The 25,346-nt window shown below is 64.6% G+C and carries 25 protein-coding genes and 1 tRNA gene; 3 read left to right on the forward strand and 23 right to left on the reverse strand.

The window, feature by feature from the left end; translation table 11 throughout:
• Positions 1-17 precede the first annotated feature (17 nt).
• The 18 genes from nuoK to BFF94_RS17540 form a co-directional block, all read right to left on the reverse strand.
• Positions 18-323: an NADH-quinone oxidoreductase subunit NuoK gene (nuoK, locus tag BFF94_RS17455; RefSeq protein WP_114177577.1), complete on the reverse strand. Its 306-nt coding sequence runs from the start codon at positions 321-323 to the stop codon at positions 18-20.
• Positions 324-340: 17 nt separating this feature from the next.
• On the reverse strand, positions 341-991 hold the full coding sequence (locus tag BFF94_RS17460) for an NADH-quinone oxidoreductase subunit J (RefSeq protein WP_128844743.1): 651 nt from the start codon (positions 989-991) through the stop codon (positions 341-343).
• Positions 992-1,105: 114 nt separating this feature from the next.
• A complete protein-coding gene (nuoI, locus tag BFF94_RS17465; protein WP_014896508.1) occupies positions 1,106-1,594 on the reverse strand; it encodes an NADH-quinone oxidoreductase subunit NuoI in 489 nt (162 codons plus the stop codon).
• Between the two features lie 15 nt (positions 1,595-1,609).
• On the reverse strand, positions 1,610-2,677 hold the full coding sequence (nuoH, locus tag BFF94_RS17470) for an NADH-quinone oxidoreductase subunit NuoH (protein WP_048249363.1): 1,068 nt from the start codon (positions 2,675-2,677) through the stop codon (positions 1,610-1,612).
• Complete coding sequence (nuoG, locus tag BFF94_RS17475; protein ID WP_219139587.1) at positions 2,678-5,008, reverse strand: NADH-quinone oxidoreductase subunit NuoG; 2,331 nt, start codon at positions 5,006-5,008, stop codon at positions 2,678-2,680.
• A gap of 82 nt (positions 5,009-5,090) precedes the next feature.
• Positions 5,091-6,401, reverse strand: a complete 1,311-nt coding sequence (gene nuoF, locus BFF94_RS17480) for an NADH-quinone oxidoreductase subunit NuoF (protein WP_128844749.1) — start codon at positions 6,399-6,401, stop codon at positions 5,091-5,093.
• Positions 6,398-6,883, reverse strand: a complete 486-nt coding sequence (gene nuoE / locus BFF94_RS17485) for an NADH-quinone oxidoreductase subunit NuoE (RefSeq protein ID WP_006750460.1) — start codon at positions 6,881-6,883, stop codon at positions 6,398-6,400. The genes nuoF and nuoE overlap by 4 nt, the downstream gene beginning before the upstream one ends.
• A 172-nt stretch (positions 6,884-7,055) precedes the next feature.
• Positions 7,056-8,309: an NADH-quinone oxidoreductase subunit D gene (locus tag BFF94_RS17490; protein ID WP_128844751.1), complete on the reverse strand. Its 1,254-nt coding sequence runs from the start codon at positions 8,307-8,309 to the stop codon at positions 7,056-7,058.
• Between the two features lie 9 nt (positions 8,310-8,318).
• Entirely contained in the window at positions 8,319-8,921 is a 603-nt protein-coding gene (locus tag BFF94_RS17495) for an NADH-quinone oxidoreductase subunit C (protein ID WP_031401912.1), read from the reverse strand.
• Positions 8,922-8,942: 21 nt separating this feature from the next.
• Positions 8,943-9,422 carry a NuoB/complex I 20 kDa subunit family protein gene (locus tag BFF94_RS17500; protein ID WP_006398799.1) on the reverse strand — a complete coding sequence of 160 codons (480 nt, stop codon included), beginning with the start codon at positions 9,420-9,422 and terminating at the stop codon, positions 8,943-8,945.
• Between the two features lie 62 nt (positions 9,423-9,484).
• Complete coding sequence (locus BFF94_RS17505) at positions 9,485-9,844, reverse strand: NADH-quinone oxidoreductase subunit A (protein WP_006398798.1); 360 nt, start codon at positions 9,842-9,844, stop codon at positions 9,485-9,487.
• A gap of 153 nt (positions 9,845-9,997) precedes the next feature.
• Positions 9,998-10,082 (reverse strand) — tRNA-Leu (locus BFF94_RS17510).
• Between the two features lie 110 nt (positions 10,083-10,192).
• Positions 10,193-10,570, reverse strand: coding sequence for a preprotein translocase subunit SecG (gene secG / locus BFF94_RS17515; protein ID WP_128844754.1), 378 nt, complete (start codon positions 10,568-10,570; stop codon positions 10,193-10,195).
• A 72-nt stretch (positions 10,571-10,642) separates the two neighbouring features.
• On the reverse strand, positions 10,643-11,398 hold the full coding sequence (tpiA, locus tag BFF94_RS17520; protein ID WP_128844756.1) for a triose-phosphate isomerase: 756 nt from the start codon (positions 11,396-11,398) through the stop codon (positions 10,643-10,645).
• A 144-nt stretch (positions 11,399-11,542) separates the two neighbouring features.
• On the reverse strand, positions 11,543-12,562 hold the full coding sequence (locus BFF94_RS17525) for an NAD(P)H-quinone oxidoreductase (RefSeq protein WP_128844758.1): 1,020 nt from the start codon (positions 12,560-12,562) through the stop codon (positions 11,543-11,545).
• A gap of 148 nt (positions 12,563-12,710) precedes the next feature.
• A complete protein-coding gene (pnp, locus tag BFF94_RS17530; protein WP_128844761.1) occupies positions 12,711-14,858 on the reverse strand; it encodes a polyribonucleotide nucleotidyltransferase in 2,148 nt (715 codons plus the stop codon).
• Between the two features lie 291 nt (positions 14,859-15,149).
• Complete coding sequence (gene rpsO / locus BFF94_RS17535; RefSeq protein ID WP_043188860.1) at positions 15,150-15,419, reverse strand: 30S ribosomal protein S15; 270 nt, start codon at positions 15,417-15,419, stop codon at positions 15,150-15,152.
• Between the two features lie 107 nt (positions 15,420-15,526).
• Complete coding sequence (locus BFF94_RS17540; protein WP_128844763.1) at positions 15,527-16,786, reverse strand: branched-chain amino acid ABC transporter substrate-binding protein; 1,260 nt, start codon at positions 16,784-16,786, stop codon at positions 15,527-15,529.
• A gap of 169 nt (positions 16,787-16,955) precedes the next feature.
• On the opposite strand from BFF94_RS17540, the gene BFF94_RS17545 reads away from it, so the two are divergent.
• From BFF94_RS17545 to BFF94_RS17555, 3 genes are all read left to right on the forward strand, one after another.
• A complete protein-coding gene (locus BFF94_RS17545; protein ID WP_128844766.1) occupies positions 16,956-17,468 on the forward strand; it encodes a hypothetical protein in 513 nt (170 codons plus the stop codon).
• 380 nt (positions 17,469-17,848) lie between these two features.
• Positions 17,849-18,490 carry a carbonic anhydrase gene (locus BFF94_RS17550; RefSeq protein ID WP_219139588.1) on the forward strand — a complete coding sequence of 214 codons (642 nt, stop codon included), beginning with the start codon at positions 17,849-17,851 and terminating at the stop codon, positions 18,488-18,490.
• Between the two features lie 36 nt (positions 18,491-18,526).
• Complete coding sequence (locus BFF94_RS17555; protein WP_219139589.1) at positions 18,527-20,077, forward strand: SulP family inorganic anion transporter; 1,551 nt, start codon at positions 18,527-18,529, stop codon at positions 20,075-20,077.
• A 71-nt stretch (positions 20,078-20,148) separates the two neighbouring features.
• On the opposite strand, the gene BFF94_RS17560 is transcribed toward BFF94_RS17555, so the two are convergent.
• The 5 genes from BFF94_RS17560 to ilvN all read right to left on the reverse strand — a co-directional run bounded on the left by BFF94_RS17560 (position 20,149) and on the right by ilvN (position 25,283).
• Positions 20,149-21,693: a 2-isopropylmalate synthase gene (locus tag BFF94_RS17560; protein ID WP_128844248.1), complete on the reverse strand. Its 1,545-nt coding sequence runs from the start codon at positions 21,691-21,693 to the stop codon at positions 20,149-20,151.
• Positions 21,694-22,019: 326 nt separating this feature from the next.
• Positions 22,020-22,892, reverse strand: coding sequence for a CDP-diacylglycerol--serine O-phosphatidyltransferase (gene pssA, locus BFF94_RS17565; protein WP_111016497.1), 873 nt, complete (start codon positions 22,890-22,892; stop codon positions 22,020-22,022).
• Positions 22,893-22,907: 15 nt separating this feature from the next.
• Complete coding sequence (locus BFF94_RS17570; protein WP_128844251.1) at positions 22,908-23,552, reverse strand: phosphatidylserine decarboxylase; 645 nt, start codon at positions 23,550-23,552, stop codon at positions 22,908-22,910.
• A gap of 127 nt (positions 23,553-23,679) precedes the next feature.
• A complete protein-coding gene (gene ilvC, locus BFF94_RS17575; protein ID WP_034190794.1) occupies positions 23,680-24,696 on the reverse strand; it encodes a ketol-acid reductoisomerase in 1,017 nt (338 codons plus the stop codon).
• Positions 24,697-24,791: 95 nt separating this feature from the next.
• Entirely contained in the window at positions 24,792-25,283 is a 492-nt protein-coding gene (ilvN, locus tag BFF94_RS17580; protein WP_006750445.1) for an acetolactate synthase small subunit, read from the reverse strand.
• Positions 25,284-25,346 lie beyond the last annotated feature (63 nt).

Genomic DNA, 25,346 nt, shown 5'->3' on the forward strand with positions numbered 1-25,346 from the left:
AACAGCGTAGCCTGAAATTAACCTTTGAGCTGATCGAGATCCTCGACATTGATCGTGTCGAGCTTGCGGAACAGGGTCACCAGAATCGCGAGACCGATCGCGGCTTCCGCTGCCGCGACGGTCAGCACGAAGAACACGAAGATCTGGCCGTGCACATCGCCGAGGTAGTGCGAGAACGCGACGAAGTTGGTATTCACCGCCAGCAGCATCAGTTCGATCGCCATCAGGATGATGATGATGTTGCGGCGGTTCAGGAAAATCCCGACGATCGAGATCGCGAAGAGGATCGCGCCGAGCACGAGGTAATGAGCAAGAGTCAACATGGTTTCTTTTCCTCCGCTTAGCCGTTGGTGCTCGTACCGGCTTCGCTCTGCGCCGTTTCCGGCTGCGGCTTTTCCGCTTCCATCTTCACAAGACGCACGCGGTCTTCGCGACGCACCTTGACCTGATCCGACACGCGCTGGCGCTTGCTGTCCTTGCCCTTGCGCTCGGTCAGCCCGATCGCGGCAATGATCGCGACCAGCAGCACGAGACCGGCGATTTCAAACGCGAAGATGTAGTCGGTGTAGATCACCTTGCCGATCAGTCGCGTGTTCGACCAGTTGGCCATCTCGCCCGTCGCCATCGCGTGCACCGTGTGCGTGTCGCCGTAGCCGCGCCACAGGATCAGCGCGGTCTCGATCACGATGATCGCGCCGACCACGGTCGCCATCGGCACGAAGCGCTTGAAGTCGCGACGCAGGTAGTCGATGTTGATGTCCAGCATCATCACGACGAACAGGAACAGCACCATCACGGCGCCCACGTAGACCAGCACCAGCAGGATCGCGAGGAACTCCGCTTCCAGCAGCATCCAGATCGCGGCGGCGTTGAAGAACGCCAGCACAAGGAAAAGCGCAGACGCCACCGGGTTGCGCGAAGTGATCACCTTCAGCCCTGATACCACCAGGAGCAGCGCGAAGATGTAGAACAGTACGGTCGTGAATTCCATGATTACCGGTTCATCGTTAGGCCATAGTCAGGCGCGGCTTGCGGGACGCTCTCGCGTGCCGCACCCGTCGCGGCGGCTCGGCCCGTTCATGCCGGGCCGGCACTGCAAACACAATCAACGATACGGCGCGTCGGCAGCCTTCGCCGCAGCGATGTCCTTCTCGTAGCGATCGCCCACCGCGAGCAGCATTTCCTTCGTGAAATACAGGTCGCCGCGTTTTTCGCCGTGGTACTCGAGAATCTGCGTCTCGACGATCGAATCGACCGGGCAGCTCTCTTCGCAGAAACCGCAGAAGATGCACTTCGTCAGGTCGATGTCGTAGCGCGTCGTGCGGCGCGTGTTGTCCGCGCGCGTTTCCGATTCGATCGTGATAGCCATCGCGGGGCACACGGCCTCGCAGAGCTTGCACGCGATGCAGCGCTCTTCGCCGTTCTCGTAGCGGCGCAGCGCGTGCAGCCCGCGAAAGCGCGGCGAGATCGGCGTCTTCTCTTCCGGGAACTGCACGGTGACCTTGCGCTTGAACGTGTAACGACCGGTCAGCGCGAGCCCCTTCAGCAGCTCGGTCAGGAAGAACGTCTTAAAGAAGTGTTGGATTGCGGTCATGATTTCGTCCGATCTTTACTTCACCCAGATGTTGAGCGGCGACATCATCCAGAAGCCGACCACGATCACCCAGATCACCGTGACGGGCAGGAACACCTTCCAGCCCAGGCGCATGATCTGGTCGTAACGGTAACGCGGGAACGTCGCGCGGACCCAGATGAACACCGACAGCAGTGCAAAGACCTTCAGCACCAGCCAGAAGATGCCCGGAATGAACGACAGGAACTCGAACGGTGCATCCCAGCCGCCGAGGAACAGCGTCGCAGCCAGCGCCGAGATCACGATCATGTTGATGTACTCGGCCAGGAAGAACAGCGCGAACGCCATGCCCGAGTAATCGATCATGTGACCGGCGACGATCTCCGACTCCCCTTCCACCACGTCGAACGGGTGACGGTTCGTTTCGGCGATGCCCGAGATGAAGTAGACGACGAATGCCGGCAGGAGCGGCAGCCAGTTCCACGACAGGAAGTTCACGCCGTGGCCCGCGAAGAAGCCATGCTGCTGCGAATTGACGATTTCCGACATGTTCAGGCTGCCGGCCGTCATCAGCACCAGCACCAGCGCGAAGCCCATCGAGATTTCGTACGACACCATCTGCGCCGCGGCGCGCATCGCGCCGAGGAACGCGTACTTCGAGTTCGACGCCCAGCCCGCGAGAATCACCGCGTACACACCGATCGACGAGATCGCCATCGCGTACAGCAGGCCTGCGTTGATGTTCGCGAGCACGGCCTGGGCCTGGAACGGGATCACGGCCCACACGGCGAACGCCGGCACGACGGTCATGACCGGTGCGATCAGGTACAGCCAGCGGCTGGCGGCGCTCGGCTGAATGACTTCCTTCAGCAGCAGCTTCAGCACGTCGGCGATCGGCTGCAGCAAGCCGCCGGGGCCGACGCGGTTCGGACCGAGACGCACGTGCATCCAGCCGATCAGCTTGCGTTCCCACAGAATCAGGTACGCGACGCACAGCAGGATGACAACGGAGACGACGAGGATGCGCACGACTGCCCACACCGTCGGCCACGCGAAGCCGAGAAGCTGGGTTCCGCCCGCGTTGATCGTATCGAACAAGCTCATTTACGCCTTCTCCACCACCAGTTCACCGGACAGGCTGCCGAGCGCTGCGCCGGCAGGCGTGGCCGCCGACACGCGAACGACCGTCTCCGCAAGATTCGCGTCGCGCATGGCCGGCAACTGCACCGCGCGCTCGCCCTGGCGCACGCGCACGGCGTCGCCCTCCTTCAAGCCCAGCTTGTCGAACAGCGCGGCCGGCAGGGCCGCGGCATTCGCCGCCTTCGCTGCGACCGTCAGGTGCAGCGCACCCGCGCGGCGCACGAGCGCGTCGGCGTGATAGATCGGCACATCGGCCAGGCGCTCGAAACCGCCGTTCGCGGCATTCGCCGCGATGCGCACCGGAGCGACCGACGTCCGGTTCGACAGACGGCTCGCGACACCTGCGTCGCCGAGCGCCGCGAGACGCACTTCTTCCGCCGTCTCGTATTCGAAGTTCGGCAGGCCGAGCAGGCTGCCGAGTACGCGCAGCACCTTCCACGCCGGACGCGTTTCGCCGAGCGGGCGCACGACGCCGTTGAAGCTCTGCACGGTGCCTTCCGCATTGACGAACGTGCCGGACGTTTCCGTGAACGGTGCAACCGGCAGCAGCACGTCGGCATAGTCGAGGCCGTGCTTGAACGGCGACATCACGACGACCATTTCCGCCTGGTTCAGCGCGGCAAGCGCCTGCGCCGGATCAGCCGTGTCGAATTCCGGTTCGACGTTCAGCAGCACGTAGCCCTTGCGCGGCTGCGCGAACGCTTCGCGTGCATTCAGGCCGCCTTCGCCCGGCAGCGCGCCGACGACGTGCGCGCCGACCGTGTTCGCCGCTTCCGTCAGGAAGCCGAACGTGGCGCCGGTGTTGTCGGCGATCCACTGGGCGACGGCGTGCAGCTTCGCGAATTCCGGATGGCGGACCGCGACGTTGCCGAGCAGCACCGCGCGGCGTTCGCCGTTCGCGAGCGACTGGGCGACGGCCTGTGCGGCCGGCGATGCCGTGACGCCCGCGAGCGTGTCGGGCAGCGCAACACCGCGCAGTTGCGCGACGGCCGCGGCGATGCCGGCCAGTTCGTCGAGCCATGCCGACGGCGCGGCGACGATGCGCTGCGCGGTCGGAATCAGTGCGTCGTCACCGGTCGCGTGCAGGAAATGCAGCTTTGCGCCGTTCTTCGCGGCCTGACGCAGGCGGGCGGCGAACAGCGGGTGGTCGCGGCGCAGGAACGAACCGACGACGAACGCGGCGTCCACGTTCGACAGGTCGGCGATCGGCATGCCGAGCCACGGCGCGCCCTGGACCGGCGCCGAGAAATCCTGCTGACGCAAACGGAAATCGACGTTCGGCGTCTTCAGTTCGTTGGCGAGCTGCTTCACGAGGAACAGCTCTTCAGCGGTGCTGTGCGCGCTCGCGAGCATCGCCAGCGCGCTCGCGCCGTGATCCGCGGCGATGCCCTTCAGGCCCTTCGCGACATATTCGAGCGCGGTCTGCCAGTCGGATTCGATCCACTGACCGCCCTGCTTCAGCATCGGCTTCGTCAGGCGCTCTTCGCTGTTGAGGCCTTCATACGAGAAGCGGTCCTTGTCCGAGATCCAGCATTCGTTGATCGCTTCGTTCTCGAACGGCAGCATGCGCATCACGCGGTTGTTCTTCACCTGCACGACGAGGTTCGCGCCGACGGAATCGTGCGGGCTCACCGACTTGCGGCGCGACAGTTCCCACGTACGGGCGCTGTATCGGAACGGCTTGCTGGTCAGCGCGCCGACCGGGCACAGATCGATCATGTTGCCCGACATCTCGGAGTCGACCGTCTTGCCGACGAACGTCGTGATTTCCGAGTGCTCGCCGCGGCCCAGCATGCCGAACTCCATCACGCCGGCGATTTCCTGGCCGAAGCGGACGCAGCGCGTGCAGTGGATGCAGCGCGACATTTCTTCCATCGAGATCAGCGGGCCCACGTTCTTGTGGAACACCACGCGCTTTTCTTCCGAGTAGCGCGACGACGACTTGCCGTAGCCGACCGCCAGATCCTGCAGCTGGCATTCGCCGCCCTGATCGCAGATCGGGCAATCGAGCGGGTGATTGATGAGGAGGAATTCCATCACCGACTGCTGGGCCTTCACGGCCTTGTCGGACTGCGTGTGGACGATCATGCCGGCCGACACGGGAGTCGCGCAGGCAGGCACGGCCTTCGGCATCTTCTCGACTTCGACGAGACACATCCGGCAGTTGGCCGCAACCGACAGCTTCTTGTGATAGCAGAAGTGAGGAATGTACGTATCCGCCTTGTGCGCAGCCTGGATCACCATGCTGCCTTCGGGCACCTCGACCTTCTTGCCGTCTATTTCAAGTTCAACCATGATGGTGAATGGTCCTTAACCTATTTCCGCCCGTTCGCGCCTTCGCCCGACCGTGCGCTCAAATTCCGCAACCGGGTTCGCTTCAGGCTGCCGCCGCGTGCGCATGGCCGCCGACCATGCAGTGCTTGTGCTCGACGTGGTACGCGAATTCGTCCCAGTAGTGCTTGAGCATCCCGCGTACCGGCATCGCCGCCGCATCGCCGAGCGCACAGATCGTGCGGCCCATGATGTTCTCGGCGACCGAGTTCAGCAGGTCCAGATCTTCCTGGCGGCCTTCGCCGTGCTCGATACGGTTCACGACGCGATACAGCCAGCCGGTGCCTTCACGACACGGCGTGCACTGACCGCACGATTCCTCGTAGTAGAAGTACGACAGGCGCAGCAGCGCGCGCACCATGCAGCGCGTCTCGTCCATCACGATCACCGCGCCGGAACCGAGCATCGAGCCCGCCTTCGCGATCGCGTCGTAATCGAGATCCGTCTGCATCATGATGTCGCCCGGGATCACCGGTGCCGACGAACCGCCCGGAATCACGGCCTTGATCTTCTTGCCGCCGCGCATCCCGCCGGCGAGCTCCATCAGCGTCGCGAACGGCGTGCCGAGCGGCACTTCGTAGTTGCCCGGACGCTCGACGTCGCCCGATACCGAGAAAATCTTCGTGCCGCCGTTGTTCGGCTTGCCGATCTCGAGGTAATTCTGCGGCCCGATGGACAGCAGGAACGGCACCGCGGCGAACGTTTCGGTGTTGTTGATCGTGGTCGGCTTGCCGTACACGCCGAAGCTCGCCGGGAACGGCGGCTTGAAGCGCGGCTGGCCCTTCTTGCCCTCGAGCGACTCGAGCAGTGCCGTTTCCTCGCCGCAGATGTACGCGCCGTAGCCATGGTGCGCGTGCAGCTGGAACGAGAATTCCGAGCCCATGATGTGGTCGCCGAGGAACCCCGCGGCGCGCGCTTCGTCGAGTGCAGCCTCGAAGCGTCGATACACTTCGAAGATTTCGCCGTGGATGTAGTTGTAGCCGACGGTGATGCCCATCGCGTAGGCGCCGATGGCCATGCCTTCGATCAGCGCGTGCGGGTTCCAGCGCAGGATGTCGCGATCCTTGAACGTGCCCGGCTCGCCTTCGTCCGAGTTGCAGACGAGGTACTTCTGCCCCGGAAACTGGCGCGGCATGAAGCTCCACTTCAGGCCGGTCGGGAAGCCCGCACCGCCACGGCCACGCAGGCCCGACGCCTTCACGTCGGCGATCACCTGCTCGGGCGGAATCTTTTCTTCGAGAATGCGGCGCAGCTGCTTGTAGCCGCCGCGCGCAACGTAGTCTTCGAGATGCCAGTTCTCGCCGTTCAGACCAGCGAGGATCAGCGGTTTGATGTGACGGTCGTGGAGGGACGTCATTTCGAGAGTTCCTCAAGCAGCTGGTCGATCTTCTCGCGGCTCATGAAGCTGCACATTCTGTGATTGTTCACCAGCAGCACCGGCGCATCGCCGCACGAGCCCATGCATTCGCCTTCCTTCAGCGTGAACTTGCCGTCGGGCGTGGTCTCGCCGAAGCCGATGCCCAGCTTCTGTTTCAGGTAGTCGGCAGTCGCTTCAGCGCCGCCGTCCGGGCCAAGCTGGCACGGCAGGTTCGTGCAGAGCGTGATCTTGTGCTTGCCGACCGGGTTGAGCTCGTACATCGTGTAGAACGTCGCGACTTCCTGCACGGCAACGGCCGGCATGCCGAGATAGTCCGCAACGAACTGCATCAGTTCGGGCGACAGCCAGCCGTGCTCTTCCTGAGCAACGGCCAACGCCGACATCACGGCGGACTGTTTCTGATCGGCGGGATACTTCGTCAACGCTCGATCGATTTCCTTCAGGCCTTCAGCTGAGATCATTTTCAGACACGACTCTTTCAATTCCTACCGAACGAACCACCTGCCGCACACTGGGGTGCATGGACGGCAGACCTGGCGCTCACTCTGTTGACAGCTTGCGAAGCCGCGCCGGTTCAGCGCGCATCGCATGTGACTTACTGCTCGCCGCCCGCTCGCACGGGCGGCGCAACCATTAGCGGTCGATCTCGCCGAACACGATGTCCTGCGTACCGATGATCGTGACGGCGTCGGCGATCATGTGACCGCGCGCCATTTCGTCCAGCGACGCCAGGTGAGCGAAACCCGGTGCGCGAATCTTGAGGCGATATGGCTTGTTGGCACCGTCCGACACGAGGTAGATGCCGAATTCACCCTTCGGATGCTCGACCGCTGCGTACGCTTCGCCTTCCGGCACATGGAAACCTTCGGTGAAGAGCTTGAAGTGGTGAATCAAGTCTTCCATGTTGGTCTTCATGCCGACGCGCGACGGCGGCGCAACCTTGTGATTGTCCGTCATCACCGGGCCCGGATTCTTGCGGAGCCACTCAATACACTGTTTCGCGATGCGGATCGACTGGCGCATTTCTTCGACGCGCACCAGATAGCGGTCGTAGCAATCGCCGTTCACGCCGACCGGCACGTCGAAATCCATGCGATCGTACACTTCGTACGGCTGCTTCTTGCGCAAGTCCCACGCAATGCCCGAGCCGCGCAGCATCGGGCCCGTCATGCCCATCTGCAGCGCACGCTCGGGGCTGACCACACCGATCCCGACCAGACGCTGCTTCCAGATCCGGTTGTCGGTCAGCAGCGTTTCGTATTCGTCGACGCACTTCGGGAAGCGCGTGAAGAAATCGTCGATGAAGTCGAGCACCGAGCCGCTGCGCGCTTCGTTCATCTTCGCGAGCGCCTTCTCGTTGCGAATCTTCGACGCCTTGTATTGCGGCATTACGTCAGGCAGATCGCGGTAGACGCCGCCCGGACGGTAGTACGCCGCGTGCATCCGGGCGCCGGACACCGCTTCGTACACGTCCATCAGGTCTTCGCGTTCGCGGAATGCGTACAGGAACACGGCCATCGCGCCAACGTCGAGTGCGTGCGCGCCGATCCACATCAGGTGGTTCAGCACGCGCGTGACTTCGTCGAACAGCACGCGGATGTACTGCGCGCGCTCCGGCACTTCGATGCCGAGCAGCTTTTCGATCGCGAGCACATAGCCGTGCTCGTTGACCATCATCGACACATAGTCGAGACGGTCCATGTAGGGCACGGACTGGATGAAGGTCTTGGATTCCGCGAGCTTTTCGGTCGCGCGGTGCAGCAGGCCGATGTGCGGATCGGCACGCTGGATGACTTCGCCGTCGAGCTCGAGCACGAGGCGCAGCACGCCGTGCGCTGCCGGGTGCTGCGGGCCGAAGTTGAGCGTGTAGTTCTTGATTTCTGCCATGACGCCCCCTTAATGTTTCAGACCGCCATAGCGATCCTCGCGGATCACGCGCGGCGTGATTTCGCGCGGCTCGATCGTCACCGGCTGGTACACGACCCGCTTCTCTTCCGGGTCGTAACGCATTTCGACGTAGCCCGACACCGGGAAGTCCTTGCGGAACGGGTGGCCGATGAAGCCGTAGTCGGTGAGGATGCGGCGCAGGTCGGGGTGGCCTTCGAACACGATACCGTACAGGTCGAACGCTTCGCGCTCGTACCAGTTCGCGGAGGTCCAGATGTCGACCAGCGATGCCACGATCGGCAGGTCGTCGTCCGGCGCGAATGCGCGCAGGCGCAGGCGCCAGTTGTTCGTGACCGACAGCAGGTGCGACACGGCCGCGAAGCGCGGGCCGTCGTAGGCGCCGTCGCCGAAGGTCTGGTAGTCGACGCCGCAGAGGTCGATCAGTTGCTCGAATCGGAGCTTCGGATCGTCGCGCAGCATCGTTGCGACTTCGAGGTAATCGCTCGCTTTCACGACGAGCGTCAGCTCACCGATCGCTTCGGTAAGGCTCACCACGCGCGCGCCGAGCGCGGCTTCGAGGTTTGCCTTGAGGGTCTCGATTTTGCTTGCCATATTGAGGGGACGCTCGGGGCTTTATTGACGGGCGATGGTATTGGTGCGGCGGATCTTCGCCTGAAGCTGGATCACGCCGTAGACCAGCGCCTCGGCCGTGGGCGGACAGCCCGGCACGTAGACGTCGACCGGCACGATCCGGTCGCAGCCGCGGACCACCGAGTACGAGTAGTGGTAGTAGCCGCCGCCGTTCGCGCACGACCCCATCGAGATCACCCAGCGCGGCTCGGCCATCTGGTCGTACACGCGGCGCAGGGCGGGTGCCATCTTGTTGCAGAGCGTGCCGGCGACGATCATCACGTCCGACTGACGCGGGCTCGGGCGGAACACGACGCCGAACCGGTCCAGATCGTAACGGGCCGCGCCCGCATGCATCATCTCGACGGCGCAACACGCGAGCCCGAACGTCATCGGCCACAACGAGCCGGTACGCGTCCAGTTGATCAGCTTGTCAGCCGTCGTGGTGACAAACCCTTCCTTCAAGACCCCTTCGATACTCATTTGCTTTCCACTCCAGACGAGCGACCGAGCGTGGCCGCCCATGCAAACCGGCGATTAACCCATCACTCCCAGTCGAGGCCACCTTTCTTCCAGATATAGGCAAAGCCCAACAGGAATTCGAGCAGAAAAATCATCATTGCGATGAAACCCGGCCAGCCGATGTCCCGGAGCGCGACGCCCCACGGGAACAGGAATGCGGTTTCGAGATCGAAGATGATGAACAGGATGGCGACGAGGTAATACCGGACGTCGAATTTCATCCGGGCGTCTTCAAAGGCTTCGAAGCCGCACTCGTACGGTGCGTTCTTCTCGACGTCCGGCTTATTGGGACCAAGGAGCTTGCCGATGCTGACCAGCGCTATACCTAAACCAGTGCCCACGAGAAGGAACAACAAGACGGGGTAATAGGCTGCGAGGTTCAAGGCAATCCTCTATCGGTTGGTTCTGAGCGTCCGGAGAATACCACTTCCGGCGGAAGGAATCATTTCGGAGTGCATGCGATCGCAAGACAACCGCAAGCACACCCCAGAAATGAAAAATGCCAGCCACTAGAAGCGGCTGGCATTGAGTAACTTTGGTGCCGACGGCGAGACTCGAACTCGCACAGCTTTCGCCACTACCCCCTCAAGATAGCGTGTCTACCAATTTCACCACGTCGGCACTGCATGCAACTCGGGTGTACTGCTTGCTTCCCGCGAATCGCTTCAAGACTTAAATTCTAACCCGGCTTTCAGAATTGTTCAACGCACAACGGCAAAAAAATTAACTTTTTATTTCGGGACATCCTGGCCCGGCGCGCTTGCAGCCGAACCCGCGGCAGCGGACGCCGCGACAGCCGGTGCCGACGCTGCAGGCGCCGATGCCGGGGCGGTCGCCGCCGCGCCGAGCACGCCTGCCGACGGTGTCGACTTGTACGACCCCAGGTACGTCAGCGTCAGCGTCGCGACAAAAAAGATCGTCGCGAGAACACCCGTCGTGCGCGACAGGAAGTTCGCCGAGCCCGTCGCACCGAACAGGCTGCCCGACGCGCCGCTGCCGAATGCAGCGCCCATGTCGGCACCCTTGCCGTGCTGCAGCAGCACGAGACCAATCACACCGAGTGCAGACAGCACCTGCACCACAATAATCAGCGTCTTGAATAACAGCATCACACCCACCCGATTGGATCGGGCGACCGGACCGACCGGCCGCCGTCATGGTTCAATTCGATCTCGGACCGCTCAACGCGCGGCCCGGCAGATCGCCAGGAAATCTTCCGCCTTCAGCGACGCACCGCCGATCAGGCCGCCATCGATATCCGGCTGCGCGAACAGCTCTTCCGCGTTGTCCGGCTTCACGCTGCCGCCGTACAGCACGGACACGTCCGCCGCACCCTTTGCCGCGAGACGTGCGCGCAGGAACGCGTGCACGTCCTGCGCCTGCGCCGACGTCGCGCTCTTGCCCGTGCCGATCGCCCACACCGGCTCGTACGCGACGACGATGCGCGCGGCCTCGTCGGCCGTCAACACGGCCAGCACCGCATCGAGTTGCGCGCCGACGACCTGCTCGGTCGCACCCGACTCGCGCTCGTCGAGCGTCTCGCCGACGCACACGACGGGCGTGAGGCCGGCCGCGAGCGCGCGCTGCGTCTTCGCCGCGACCACCTCGTTGCGCTCGCCGTGATACGCGCGACGCTCCGAGTGGCCGACGATCGCATAGCGTGCGCCGAACTCCGCGACCATCGCGGCCGCCACTTCGCCGGTGAACGCGCCCTGTTCGTGCGCCGACACGTCCTGCGCACCCCAGGCGACACGGCCGCCGTCGAGTTGCGCCCGGACCTGCGCGAGATACGGGAACGGCACGCACACGCCGACCGACGTTTCGGCCGCCACCGCGCCCGCGCCCTGCACCACTTCGTTCAGCAACGCCTGGTTGCCGGCCAGCCGGCCGTGCATCTTCCAGTTGCCGATCACCCGCTTAGTTCTCTGTTTCGACATCGTGTCCGTCTCGTCTCACTGCCTTGTCATTAAACGCACCGGAAACCGGCCGTCAGGTTTGATCTGGCGAAGCAAACCCGCGATTTTACTGCGCACGGCTCGACCCGGTCAAACCGCGCATGTCAAGCCCGGCCGCACGGGCCGTCAGGCGTTCGTACCCCAATCGAGCACGATCTTGCCGGTGTGTTCGCTGCTTTCCATCAGCGCATGCGCCTGCGCGGCTCCCGCGGCCGGCAGCACGCGATAGATCACCGGCTTGATGCGGCCATCTGCGATCAGCGGCCACACGCGCGCCTTCAGTTGTGCGGCGATGCGCGCCTTGAACTCGATCGGGCGCGGCCGCAGCGTCGAACCCGTCACCGTCAGCCGGCGACGCAGGATCTCGCCCAGGTTGACGTCGGCCTTCGCGCCGCCGAGCAGCGCGATCAGCACGAGACGGCCGCCGTCCGCGAGCGCGGACAACTCGCGCGGCACGTACGAACCCGCCACCATGTCGAGGATCACGTCGACGCCGCGATCGTGCGTCAGCGACTTCACGACCTCGACGAAGTCTTCGGTCTTGTAGTTGATCGCGCGTTCGGCGCCGAGCGCTTCGCACGCACGGCACTTGTCGGCAGTGCCGGCCGTCGCGAACACGCGAAAGCCGAGCGCATGCGCGATCTGGATCGCCGTCACGCCGATACCGCTCGAGCCGCCCTGCACGAGCAGCGTCTCCTGCTCGCCACCCTCGCCCGCACCGAGCTGCGCACGATCGAACACGTTGCTCCAGACGGTGAAAAACGTTTCGGGCAGCGACGCGGCCTCGATATCGGTGAGCCCGCCGGGCACCGGCAAGCATTGAGGCAGCGGTGCGACCGCATACTCGGCATAGCCGCCGCCCGCGAGCAGCGCGCACACGCGATCGCCCAGCTTCAGGCCGAACGGGTTCATTGCGGCATCGGACAGGTCGCCGCCGACGATCTCGCCCGCGACTTCGAGACCCGGCAGATCCGACGCGCCCGGCGGCGGCGCATAGGCGCCCTTGCGCTGGAACACGTCGGGCCGGTTCACACCGGAGGCCGTCACCTTGATCAGCACCTCGCCGCGCTTCGGTTCGGGGCGCGAACGCTCCGCGAGCTTCAGCACGTCAGGGGCGCCGAATTCGGTGATTTCGATGACTTTCATGGTGATGGACACTCCAGGATCGGAATCGGATGGCGCACCCGTACGCACGGCACGGGCGCATGGCCGGCGCTGCTGCGCCGCACAACGATGCTACAGAAAAAACGGCCGGCGCGCTTTCGCGCTGCCGGCCGTTGGTCCGCCTGCCCGCTTACTGCTGCGGCGGCGTGTCCGACTGCGACGCCGCCGCTGCTTCATTCAGCAGCGCCTTTGCCGACAGACGCACGCGACCCTTCTCGTCCGTCTGGATCACCTTGACCTTGACCTGCTGACCTTCCTTCAGGTAGTCGTTGATGTCCTTCACGCGCTCGTTGACGATTTCCGAGATGTGCAGCAGGCCGTCCTTGCCCGGGAGCAGGTTCACGATCGCGCCGAAATCGAGCAGCTTCAGCACCGTGCCTTCGTACACCTGACCGACTTCGATCTCGGCCGTGATGTTCTCGATGCGCTTCTTCGCTTCGGCCATGCCGTCGCTGTTCGTGCTCGCGATCGTCACGACGCCGTCGTCCGAAATGTCGATGGTCGTGCCCGTTTCTTCCGTCAGCGCGCGGATCACCGAACCGCCCTTGCCGATCACGTCGCGGATCTTTTCCGGGTTGATCTTGATCGTGATCATGCGCGGTGCGAATTCCGACAGCTGGGTGTTCGCGCCCGACACTGCCGACGTCATCTTGCCGAGGATGTGCATGCGGCCTTCCTTCGCCTGAGCGAGCGCGACCTGCATGATTTCCTTCGTGATGCCCTGGATCTTGATGTCCATCTGCAGCGCCGTCACGCCTTGCTCCGTGCCGGCCACCTTGAAGTCCATGTCGCCGAGGTGATCTTCGTCGCCGAGGATGTCGGTCAGCACCGCGAACTTGTTGCCTTCGAGGATCAGGCCCATCGCGATGCCCGCGACGTGCGCCTTCATCGGCACGCCGGCGTCCATCAGCGCGAGGCAGCCGCCGCACACCGATGCCATCGACGACGAACCGTTCGATTCGGTGATTTCCGACACGACGCGGATCGAGTAGCCGAATTCGTCGGCGCTCGGCAGGCACTTGACCAGCGCACGCTTCGCGAGGCGGCCGTGGCCGATTTCGCGGCGCTTCGGCGAGCCGACGCGGCCCGTTTCGCCGGTCGCGAACGGGGGCATGTTGTAGTGGAGCATGAAGCGCTCGCGGTACTCGCCTTCGAGCGCGTCGATGATCTGCTCGTCACCCTTCGTGCCAAGCGTCGCGACGACCATCGCCTGCGTCTCGCCGCGCGTGAACAGCGCCGAGCCGTGGGTGCGCGGCAGCACGCCGGTGCGGATTTCGATCGGGCGCACGGTGCGCGTGTCGCGGCCGTCGATACGCGGTTCGCCGTTCAGGATCTGCGAACGGACGATCTTTGCCTCGATGTCGAACAGCACGTTGCCGACGGTAGCCTTGTCGGCCGCAACCGTACCGGCCGCCTTCGCGTCTTCCTCGAGCTTCGCCGAAGTCGCCGAGTAGACTTCCTTCAGCTTCGTCGAGCGGGCTTGCTTGTCGCGGAGCTGGTAAGCGGCGAGCAGGTCGTTCTGCGCCAGCTCGGTCACGCGCGCAATCAGCGGCTCGTTCTTCGGCGCCGGCTGCCAGTCCCACTCGGGCTTGCCGCCTTCGCGCACCAGTTCGTGGATCGCGTCGATCGCCGTCTGCATCTGCTCGTGACCGAACACCACGGCGCCCAGCATCACTTCTTCCGTCAGCTGGTCGGCTTCCGATTCGACCATCAGCACTGCGCGTTCCGTACCCGCGACGACGAGGTCGAGGCTCGATGCCTTGATCTGGTCACGCGTCGGGTTCAGCACGTAGGCGTTGTCGATGTACGCGACGCGCGCGGCACCGACCGGGCCGTTGAACGGCAGGCCCGACACGGCGAGCGCAGCCGATGCGCCGATCAGCGCGGGGATATCCGCCGGGATTTCCGGGTTCACGGACAGCACATGGATCACGACCTGGACTTCGTTGTAGAAGCCTTCCGGGAACAGCGGGCGCAGCGGACGGTCGATCAGGCGCGACGTCAGCGTCTCGTGCTCCGACGGACGACCTTCGCGACGGAAGAAGCCACCCGGGATCTTGCCGGCCGAGTAGGTCTTCTCGAGGTAATCGACGGTCAGCGGGAAGAAATCCTGACCCGGCTTCGCCGACTTCGCGCCGACGACGGTTGCCAGCACGACGGTATCTTCGACGTCGACGATCACGGCGCCGCTTGCCTGGCGAGCGACTTCACCGGTTTCGAGGCGCACCTTGTGCTGGCCCCACTGGAATTCCTTGACGACCTTGTTGAACATGGACATGGTTGCTCCTTTGAATTCATGCATTTCATTCGCCGCGCCGGCCATCCCGCGCGGCGGCGTCCCGACCGAATCACCCGGAGCAAGGTGTGTTTTTTATGCCATTCCAGCGCGGCGCTCGTGCAGCGACGCGCTGGAATGACACAAATCCCGACCCCGGCATCAGCCGTTGCGGCAGCCCCGCACAAACGTGCCGGACAGCCTGCGATGCGTGTGACGCTACGCACCGCGCAAAAACAAAATGCCTGTATCAGCGGACTGACACAGGCATCTTGCTGGCGACTATCGCCTCGATTACTTACGCAGACCCAGCTTCTCGATCAGCGCGCGGTAACGGTCGGCATCCTTGCCCTTGAGGTAGTCGAGCAGCTTGCGGCGGCGGCTCACCATGCGCAGCAGGCCGCGGCGGCTGTGGTGATCCTTCGCGTGGGTCTTGAAGTGACCCGTCAGTTCGACGATACGTGCGGTCAGCAGTGCGACCTGGACTTCGGGCGACCCCGTGTCGTTGGTAGCGCGGGCGAACTGAGCAACGACTTCCGACTTCTTGATATCTGCAACAGACATTTGATTTCCTTTCTAACTGAACAGGCGGACACGGAAGAATGGCCGTGCCGTGACTTACAACCGGCGGGCATTGTAGCACAACTCCGCGCCGTTCTTACCGCCCCCTGTCACGGGCGCGTCATCGAGCATGTCGACGGCATTTCCGTGCGCTGCGCCGGCGCCGCGAGCACCGTCCGGAAGCCGTAGCCCGACCCCTCGTTGTCGAAACGCACGCCACGCGTGCCGACCTTGTCCATCTCCATCACGTAAAGGGGCTGGATCAACTGATGATCCTGCGCGCGCATCCGCGACGCGTGGAAACCGTCGTCGAACGACAAGCCCTCGAGCGCGCGCGCGACCGCGACGGGGTCGGCCGAACCCGCGCGGTTCATCGCGGCGGCCAGCATCTCGACCATCAGGCTCATCCGCCGCACCGGATAGTCGTCCTGCGCGGCTGGAAAACGGGTCCGGAACGCACGATAGAACGCGTCGGATTTCGCGCCGCCCGCGTTCGGGTGCCAGTCCGCCACGGCCACGACCCGCCCGACACCGGCGTCGCCGAGTGCCGCCGGCGCGCCGAGGCTGTTGCCGTAGAACGTATAGAACTTCGCATTCAACCCCTGCTCGCGCGCCGCCTTCACGAGCAGCGTGAGATCGTTGCCCCAGTTACCGGTCACGACGGCATCCGCGCCGCTCGCGCGGATCTTCGCGAGGTACGGCGAGAAATCCTTGATCCGGCCGATCGGGTGGAATTCGTCGCCGGCGATCGTCACGTCCGGGCGCCGCGCCGCCAGCGCCTGCCGCGCGAGCGTGCTGACGTCGTGACCGAAGCTGTAGTCCTGGTTCAGCAGATAGACCTTGCGCAGCGCGCGGTCGCGCGCCATCACGTCCGCGAGCGCGGCCATCCGCATCCCGGCGTGCGCGTCGAAGCGGAAATGCCAGAAACTGCAGCGCGCGCCGGTCAGCGCCGGATCGTCGGCCGAATAATTGAGGAACACCATCCGGTTGTCCGGATCGCGTGCGTTCAGCTTGTCGAGCGCCGCGACGAGTGCGGCCGCGACGGCCGAGCTGTTGCCCTGCGCGACGAAACCGATATGCCGGCCCGCGGCCGCGCGCAACTGCACGAGCGCCTCCTCCGGGCTGCCCTTGCTGTCGAGCACGACGAGCTCGAGCGGATGCGCGCCATCGCGCAGCTTCACGCCGCCCGCCGCGTTGACCTGCTCGACGCCGAAGCGCAGGTTGCGCTCGACCGCCGCGCCCGCGTTCGCGAACGGGCCCGACATCCCTTCGATCAGCGCGATCCGCACCGGCTCGCCCCCGGCAAATGCGGACGACACCAGCATCCACCCCGCGCTCAACGCGAGCGCGCACCGCTTCCACCCCTGCATCGGCTACCTGCCCTTCAATCTGCCCGAGAAGCGCGGATCATAGGCCGGCGCCCCCGCCGCCCGCAAGCGCGGCGGCGCCGGCGATCCGTACCGATTTTTTCCGTGCGATGCACCGGCGCGCGCCGTCCGTGATACAACAGGACGTGTTTCCGTGTTCTGGAGGATCCCCATGCGCATTCGCATTCCCGCGCGCCTGCCGGTGCTGTTCGCCAGCGCCGCCGCGCTGCTAGCCGGTTGCGCGCAACCGTGGCAGCAATACCAGGCCGGTCAGGACGAGTCGGCGATCGTCGCGCGCATGGGCCCGCCGCGCGAGATCTACGACCTGCCCGGCGGCGGCAAGCGCCTGATGTGGCCGACCCAGCCGATGGGCGAGGTCACTGTCGCGGCCGACGTCGACGCGACCCACAAGATCGTCAACGTGCGCCAGGTGCTGCAGCCGAGCGAGTTCTATCGCGCGGAGATCGGCAAGTGGACGAAGACCGATGTGCTCGTCAACTTCGGACGCCCCGTCGAGACGTCCTACTTCCCGCTGATGAAGCGCGAGGTGTGGACGTACCGGTATCTCGAGGACAACGTCTGGTACATGATGTACAGCTTCTATTTCGATCCGCAGGGCATCCTGCGCATCACGCAGAAAACGCCGGACCCGCTGCACGATCCCGACCGCCGCAACCTGTTCTGATCGATTGCGCATCGACGCGCAATTTTCACAATGGCCATTCACGAATTATTGCGTGAATGGCCATTTCCTTTTTCCGCCATCTTATTAATTCAACAAATGCGACGGAAATCTTTTCCGGTCGATGACAACCCGATGGCAATACGCTGAAATCCCCGTCATGTGGGCCTTGCGGGGAAACAGGCATGTGCAATGCATGTCATGCATAGGGTTGGTGCATCCGATGCACTACGCCAAGCCAATTTGAAACAATTTGTTTCAACACACCCGAAGCGCTAGGGCATACCCCTAATATCAGTCGAAATTCAACCTTTCAATTTAGAAAGAATGCCATTACGTCATTTCGGCCGATATTTATTTGCCTTTGTAACAAAGGAGTCCTCATGAATCGCCCCAAGAGCATGCTGGTAGCCAACATTGCCTGGGCCCGCGAAACGCGCGAACATGCGCCCGGCTTCTTCGACGCGCTCGCGCGCGGCCAGAACCCGCGCGTGCTGTGGATCGGCTGCGCCGACAGCCGCGTGCCGGCCGAAACCATCACGCACTGCGCGCCCGGCGAACTGTTCGTCCATCGCAACATCGCGAACCTGTTCCACCCCGACGACGACAATTCCGCCAGCGTGCTCGAGTACGCGGTGCGCGTGCTGCAGGTCGACCACGTGATCGTGTGCGGGCACTACGGTTGCGGCGGCGTGCGCGCGTCGCTGCTGCCGCCGCCGGCCGACCTGCCGCACGTCGCGCGCCGCATCGCGCCGCTCTGCGCGCTCGCGCGGCGCCATCGCGACACGCTCGACGGGCTCGACGACACGGCTGCCGCCGACCGCCTCGCCGAACTGAACGTACTCGAACAAGTACGACTGCTGCGCGCGTCCCCGATCGTACAGGGCCGGGAACAGCCACCGCTCGTGCACGGCTGGATCTTTTCACTCACCGACGGCCGCCTGCAGGAGCTCGATTCCGGCTACGCGACGCCGCCTGCCGATGTCGAGCCCGCGCAGGCCACGACGGCCGCCGCGCTCGGCTGACCCGCCCCCCTTCAAGCCAATGAAATCGCCCCAACCATGAAACTCAACGAGCGCCTGTCCACCCTGCCGCGCGACATCGTCGCCGGCGTCGTCGTTTTCCTCGTCGCGTTGCCGCTGTGTCTCGGCATCGCCAATGCGTCCGGCGTCGAGCCGTTCGCCGGGCTCGTGTCCGGCATCGTCGGCGGCATCGTCGTCGCGCTGCTGAGCGGCTCGTCGCTGTCCGTCAGCGGGCCGGCCGCCGGCCTCGTCGTGATCGTCGTCGAAGGGATCGCGCAACTCGGCAGCTTCTCCGCGTTCCTGCTCGCGGTGCTGCTGTCCGGCGTGCTGCAGTTCGGGCTCGGCATGCTGCGCGCCGGCCGCTTCGCCGCCTACGTGCCGTCGCCCGTCATCAAGGGCATGCTCGCCGCGATCGGCCTGCTGCTGATCGTGAAGCAGATTCCGTTCGCGTTCGGCCTCGGCGGCTCGGCCGCGCAATCGTTTGCGAACTGGCCGAGCCTGCCGGTCGCGTGGGCCGCCACGGCCATCGCGCTCGCATCGCTCGCGCTGCTGATCGCTTGGGACGCGCCTGCGCTGCGGCGCCTCACGCTGGTGCGCGCGGTGCCCGCGCCGCTCGCGGTCGTCGTGCTGGGCATCGGCGCGACGCTGGTGCTGGGCTTCGTCGCGCCGTCGGTTGCGCCAGGCGCCGCCCATCGCGTGACGCTGCCCGAACTCGGGTCGTTCACGGCCTTCGCGGCGTCGCTCAAGCATGCGGAACTCGGACCGAACTTCGCCCAGCTCGTCAATCCGGACGTGTGGCGCGTCGCGATCACGCTCGCGGTCGTCGCGAGCCTCGAGACGCTGCTGAGCCTCGAAGCGGTCGAGCAGATCGACCCGAAGCGCCGGCCGACCCAGCCCGACCGCGAACTGAAGGCCCAGGGCGTCGGCAATCTCGTCGCGGGCGCGGTCGGCGGCCTGCCGATCACGTCGGTGATCGTGCGCAGCTCGGTCAACGTCAATGCAGGCGCGCAAAGCCGGTTGTCGGCCATCGTCCACGGGATGCTGCTGCTCGCGAGCGTGTTCGCGCTCACCGGGCTGATCAACCTGATCCCGCTCGCAAGCCTTGCCGCGATCCTGATCCACACCGGCATCAAGCTCGCGAAACCGGCGCTGTTCCGTTCGGTGATGAAGCAGGGGCCGGCCGCGTTCGTGCCGTTCGCCGCGACGATCGTCGGCGTGCTCGCGGTCGACCTGCTGTTCGGCATCGCGCTCGGCCTCGCCTGCAGCGTGCTGGCGGTCGCCGTCGCGAACCTGAAGAGTCCCGTCACGCTCGCGCAGCACGACGACCACTTCCTGCTGTCGTTCCGCAAGGACGTGTCGTTTCTCGGCAAGGTGCAGGTCAAGCACCACCTGCGACACATTCCGGATCGGGCGGCGGTGATCATCGACGCGACGCGCGCCGACTACATCGATCACGACGTGCTCGAACTGCTCGACGCGTTCGTCGCCGAAGCGCCGCGGCGCGGGATCGCGGTCGAGTTCCGCCGGCGCAGCCCGGCGCCGCGCCCGGCCGCGCGCCGCTGGCTGTTCCGCGCGCCGGCAGCCGAATGAACGGTGCATGAAAAACGCCCCGGCGGCGCAGGGCCGCACGGGGCGTTTCGGTAATGTGCGGCGCGCGGCGCTTACGAGCGCTGCGGGTTGAGCTTGTCGTCCTTCGAATGCAGCTTGTTCAGCGCGGAAATGTACGCCTTCGCGGACGCCGCGACGATGTCCGGATCAGTGCCGACGCCATTGACGATCCGCCCGCTCTTCGACAGCCGGACGGTCACTTCGCCCTGCGCCTGCGTCCCGGTCGTGATTGCGTTCACCGAGTACAGCAGCAGCTCGGAACCGCTGCCGACTTCGCTCTCGATCGCGTTGAACGTCGCATCGACCGGACCGTTGCCGTGTGCGTCGCCGGTCACTTCCTTGCCTTCGACCGCGAACACCACCTTCGCCTGCGGCTGCTCGCCCGTTTCCGAGTGCTGCGACAGCGACACGAACTTGAAGTGCTCCTGCTCGTGCGCGAACGCCGATTCCTCGGACACGATCGCGATGATGTCTTCGTCAAAGATTTCGGACTTGCGGTCGGCCAGATCCTTGAAGCGCATGAACGCGGCGTTCAGTTCGGCTTCGCTGTCGAGCGACACGCCGAGTTCCTGCAGGCGCTGCTTGAACGCGTTGCGGCCCGACAACTTGCCGAGCACGATCTTGTTCGCGCTCCAGCCCACGTCTTCCGCGCGCATGATCTCGTAAGTGTCGCGCGCCTTCAGCACGCCGTCCTGGTGGATGCCCGACGCGTGCGCAAACGCGTTCGCGCCGACCACAGCCTTGTTCGGCTGCACGACGAAACCGGTGATCTGCGATACGAGTTTCGACGTCGGCACGATCTGCGACGTGTCGATGCCGACGTCGAGACCGAAATAGTCCTTGCGCGTCTTCACGGCCATCACGATTTCCTCAAGCGACGTGTTGCCGGCGCGCTCGCCGAGACCGTTGATCGTGCACTCGACCTGACGCGCGCCGCCGATCTTCACGCCGGCGAGCGAGTTCGCGACGGCCATCCCGAGGTCGTTATGGCAGTGCACCGAGAAGATTGCCTTGTCCGAGTTCGGAATGCGTTCGCGCAGCGTCTTCACGAGGTTGCCGTAGAGCTCCGGCACGCCATAGCCGACCGTGTCGGCGATGTTGATCGTCGTCGCGCCTTCGGCGATCACGGCTTCCAGCACGCGGCAGAGGAAATCCAGGTCCGAGCGGCTGCCGTCTTCGGGCGAGAATTCGACGTTGTCGGTGAACTTGCGCGCGAAGCGCACCGCGAGGCGCGCCTGCTCGAACACCTGGTCGGGCGTCATCCGCAGCTTCTTCTCCATGTGCAGCGGCGACGTCGCGATGAACGTGTGGATCCGGAAACTGTCGGCCGGCTTCAGCGCGTCGGCCGCGCGCTGGATGTCCTTGTCGTTGGCCCGCGCCAGCGAGCAGATCGTGCTGTCCTTCACGAGACCGGCGATCGTGTGGATCGCGTCGAAATCACCGTTCGAGCTGGCTGCGAAGCCGGCCTCGATCACGTCGACCTTCATCCGCTCGAGATGCTTCGCGATGCGGATTTTCTCTTCCTTCGTCATCGACGCGCCGGGCGATTGTTCGCCGTCACGCAACGTCGTATCGAAAATGATCAGCTTGTCTGTCATGGGGGGCTCCAGGGCTCTTTATACGGAAGTCAAACGTAACGAGATCGCGCCACCGCTGGCGACGCTCAACAACAGACGAGGCTTGACGGAGGGCGGGAACGGTCAGCGCGGCAGGCGCGCCAAAGCTAGCGCGCGTAGCGGCGCACCGGCTAGAAGGAGGGAGAGGCGGGGAAATGCAGTCATGCCAAAGACTATAGCGGCATTCCGTTGGGCGCGCAATCGGACGGCACCCCGGGACGGCACCCCGGAATTCCGATGGTCCGGCTTGAAACAGGGGCACATGAAAACGGCGGCCCCGAGGCCGCCGTTTCCGGGACAATCGCGCGTCAGTGATCGCGCTGCGACGAGCGCGCCGGGTTCGCGCGCCCGCGGATGGCCATGTAGGCCCAGAACACGTAACCGGACAGCCCGTACAGCACGAACAGGCAGAACAGCATCAGCGGCGGATCGGACGACACGAGCACGAACGCGACGACGACGAGCAGGATCGCCGCGAACGGCACGCGATGCCGCACGTCGAGCGCCTTGCCGCTGTAGAACGGCGCGTTCGACACCATCGTCACGCCCGCGTAGATCGTCAGCACGAACGCGACCCACGGCAGCCAGCCGAGCTTCATCGGCACGCGGTTGTCGGTCGCGAGCCACACGAAGCCCGCGATCAGCGCGGCGGCGGCCGGGCTCGGCAGCCCCTGGAAGAAACGCTTGTCGACGACGCCGATGTTCGTATTGAAGCGCGCGAGGCGCAGCGCGGCGCCCGAGCAGTAGACGAACGCGGCGAGCCAGCCCCAGCGGCCGAGATCCTTCAGCACCCATTCGTACATCACGAGCGCGGGCGCGACGCCGAACGACACCATGTCCGACAGGCTGTCGAACTGCTCGCCGAACGCGCTCTGCGTATGCGTCATGCGCGCGACGCGTCCGTCCATCCCGTCGAGCACCATCGCGACGAAAATCGCGATCGCGGCGATCTCGAAACGCACGTTCATCGCCTGCACGACCGCGAAGAAGCCGCAGAACAGCGCGGCGGTCGTGAACGCGTTCGGCAGCAGGTAGATGCCGCGCGTCTTCAGGAACCGCTGGCGTGAGGCGCGGCGGCTCTCGATGGGCACCGGATCGGGTGCCATCCCCTTGTTGCGGCGGAACGGGCGTGGCGTCTGGCTGGAGCCGTTACGCGACCGGCGCGGTTTGAATGCGGCCATCGTGCGTACCGCCGCTTACTGTTCGAGCTCGGCGAGGATCGTCGACGACGCGTAGACCTTCTCGCCGATCGACACCTTCGCGCGGCTGCCGAGCGGCAGGTACACGTCGACGCGCGAACCGAAGCGGATGAAACCGTAGCGCTGGCCGCGCGACAGCGGCTCGCCGGCGCGCACGTAGCAGAGAATCCGGCGTGCGACGAGGCCGGCGATCTGCACGGCGGTGACGGTCTTGCCGCTCGCCGTCTGGATCACGACCGCATTGCGTTCGTTCTCGGTCGACGCCTTGTCGATCGCCGCGTTCAGGAACGCGCCCGGGAAATACTCGACCTTGGTGATCGCGCCATCGACCGGCGAACGCTGCGAGTGGACGTTGAAGACATTCATGAACACGCTGATCTTCAGCGCTTCGCGATTCGCGTACGGGTCCTGTGCGGTCTCGACCGCGACGATGCGGCCGTCCGCCGGGCACAGCACCGCGTTCGGCTGCGCCGGGATCGGGCGCTGCGGGTCGCGGAAGAACTGGACGACAAAGACGAGCAGCAGCCAGAACGGCCACGCGAAGCCGAAGCCCCCGACGGCGTGGATCAACAGCGCGATGACGACTGCAATCGCGATGAACGGCCAGCCTTCGCGCGCGATGATCGGATGAGGATAGTTCATGGATTCGTTCTGTGTTCGGTGAATTGCAAAGCCCGTAGCATAGCAAAAGCCGCCCGGGGCACTGCTGCCTTCGGACGGCTTTTTGATACCGACCCTCCACTCGAAGGGCCGGAACAGCACGCGGAGCTTAGTTCTTCGTCTGGTCGACGAGCTTGTTCTTCGCGATCCACGGCATCATCGCACGCAGCTTCGCGCCGACCTGCTCGATCTGGTGCTCGGCCGTCAGGCGGCGGCGCGACTGCAGCGTCGGTGCGCCTGCCTTGTTCTCGAGAATGAAGCTCTTTGCGTACTCGCCCGTCTGGATGTCGGTCAGGCACTGCTTCATCGCCTTCTTCGTCTCTTCCGTGACGACGCGCGGGCCCGTCACGTACTCGCCGTACTCGGCGTTGTTCGAGATCGAGTAGTTCATGTTCGCGATGCCGCCTTCGTAGATCAGGTCGACGATCAGCTTCAGTTCGTGCAGGCACTCGAAGTACGCCATTTCCGGCGCGTAGCCTGCTTCGACCAGCGTCTCGAAGCCGGCCTTGATCAGCTCGACGGTACCGCCGCACAGCACGGCCTGCTCGCCGAACAGGTCGGTTTCGGTCTCTTCACGGAAGTTCGTCTCGATGATGCCCGCACGGCCACCGCCGTTCGCTGCCGCGTACGACAGCGCGATGTCGCGTGCCGCGCCCGACTTGTTCTGCGCAACCGCGATCAGGTGCGGCACGCCGCCACCTTGCGAGTACGTGCCGCGCACGGTGTGGCCCGGTGCCTTCGGTGCGATCATGATCACATCGAGGTCGGCGCGCGGGATCACCTGGCCGTAATGGACGTTGAAGCCGTGCGCGAAGGCGAGCGCTGCGCCCTGCTTGATGTTCGCGTGCACTTCCTTCGCGTACACGTCGGCGATCTGCTCGTCCGGCAGCAGCATCATCACGACGTCAGCACCCTTCACCGCTTCCGCGACTTCCTTGACCGACAGGCCGGCGTTTTCGGCCTTGCTCCACGACGCGCCATCCTTGCGCAGGCCGACCGTCACGTTCACGCCGCTTTCCTTCAGGTTCAGCGCGTGTGCATGGCCTTGCGAGCCGTAGCCGATGATCGTGACTTGCTTGCCCTTGATGAGGGAGAGGTCGGCGTCTTTGTCGTAGAAAACGTTCATGATGGTTCCTTCGCTAATTCAAAAAATTCAACAATTCGTTCGGATGGAGTACTGCGGGCCGGGACATGACGGCGCACCCGGCGTGCCTTTGGGCATCACACCTTCAGGATGCGCTCGCCGCGCCCGATGCCGGAGCTGCCGGTACGCACGGTCTCGAGGATCGCGCTCGCGTCCAGCCCCTGGATGAACGCGTCGAGCTTGTCGCTCGCGCCCGTCAATTCGATCGTGTAGGTCTTTTCGGTCACGTCGATGATGCGGCCGCGGAAAATGTCCGACATCCGCTTCATTTCTTCGCGCTCCTTGCCCACTGCACGTACCTTGATCAGCATCAGCTCGCGTTCGATGTGTGCACCGTCGGTCAGGTCCACCACTTTCACCACCTCGATCAGGCGGTTCAGATGCTTCGTGATCTGTTCGATCACGTCGTCGGAGCCAATGGAAACGATGGTGAGCCGCGACAGCGATTGGTCTTCGGTCGGCGCCACCGTCAAGGTTTCGATGTTGTAGCCGCGTGCGGAAAACAGACCGACCACGCGCGACAGCGCGCCCGGTTCGTTCTCCAGCAGGACGGAAATGATGTGTCTCATGTTCGCTTCTTCCAGAATGTGTCCGTGTCGATTCACTCGCGCCGCGCGCCGCCGCGTGCCGCA

The organism is Burkholderia catarinensis, from assembly GCF_001883705.2.
Lineage (GTDB): Bacteria > Pseudomonadota > Gammaproteobacteria > Burkholderiales > Burkholderiaceae > Burkholderia > Burkholderia catarinensis.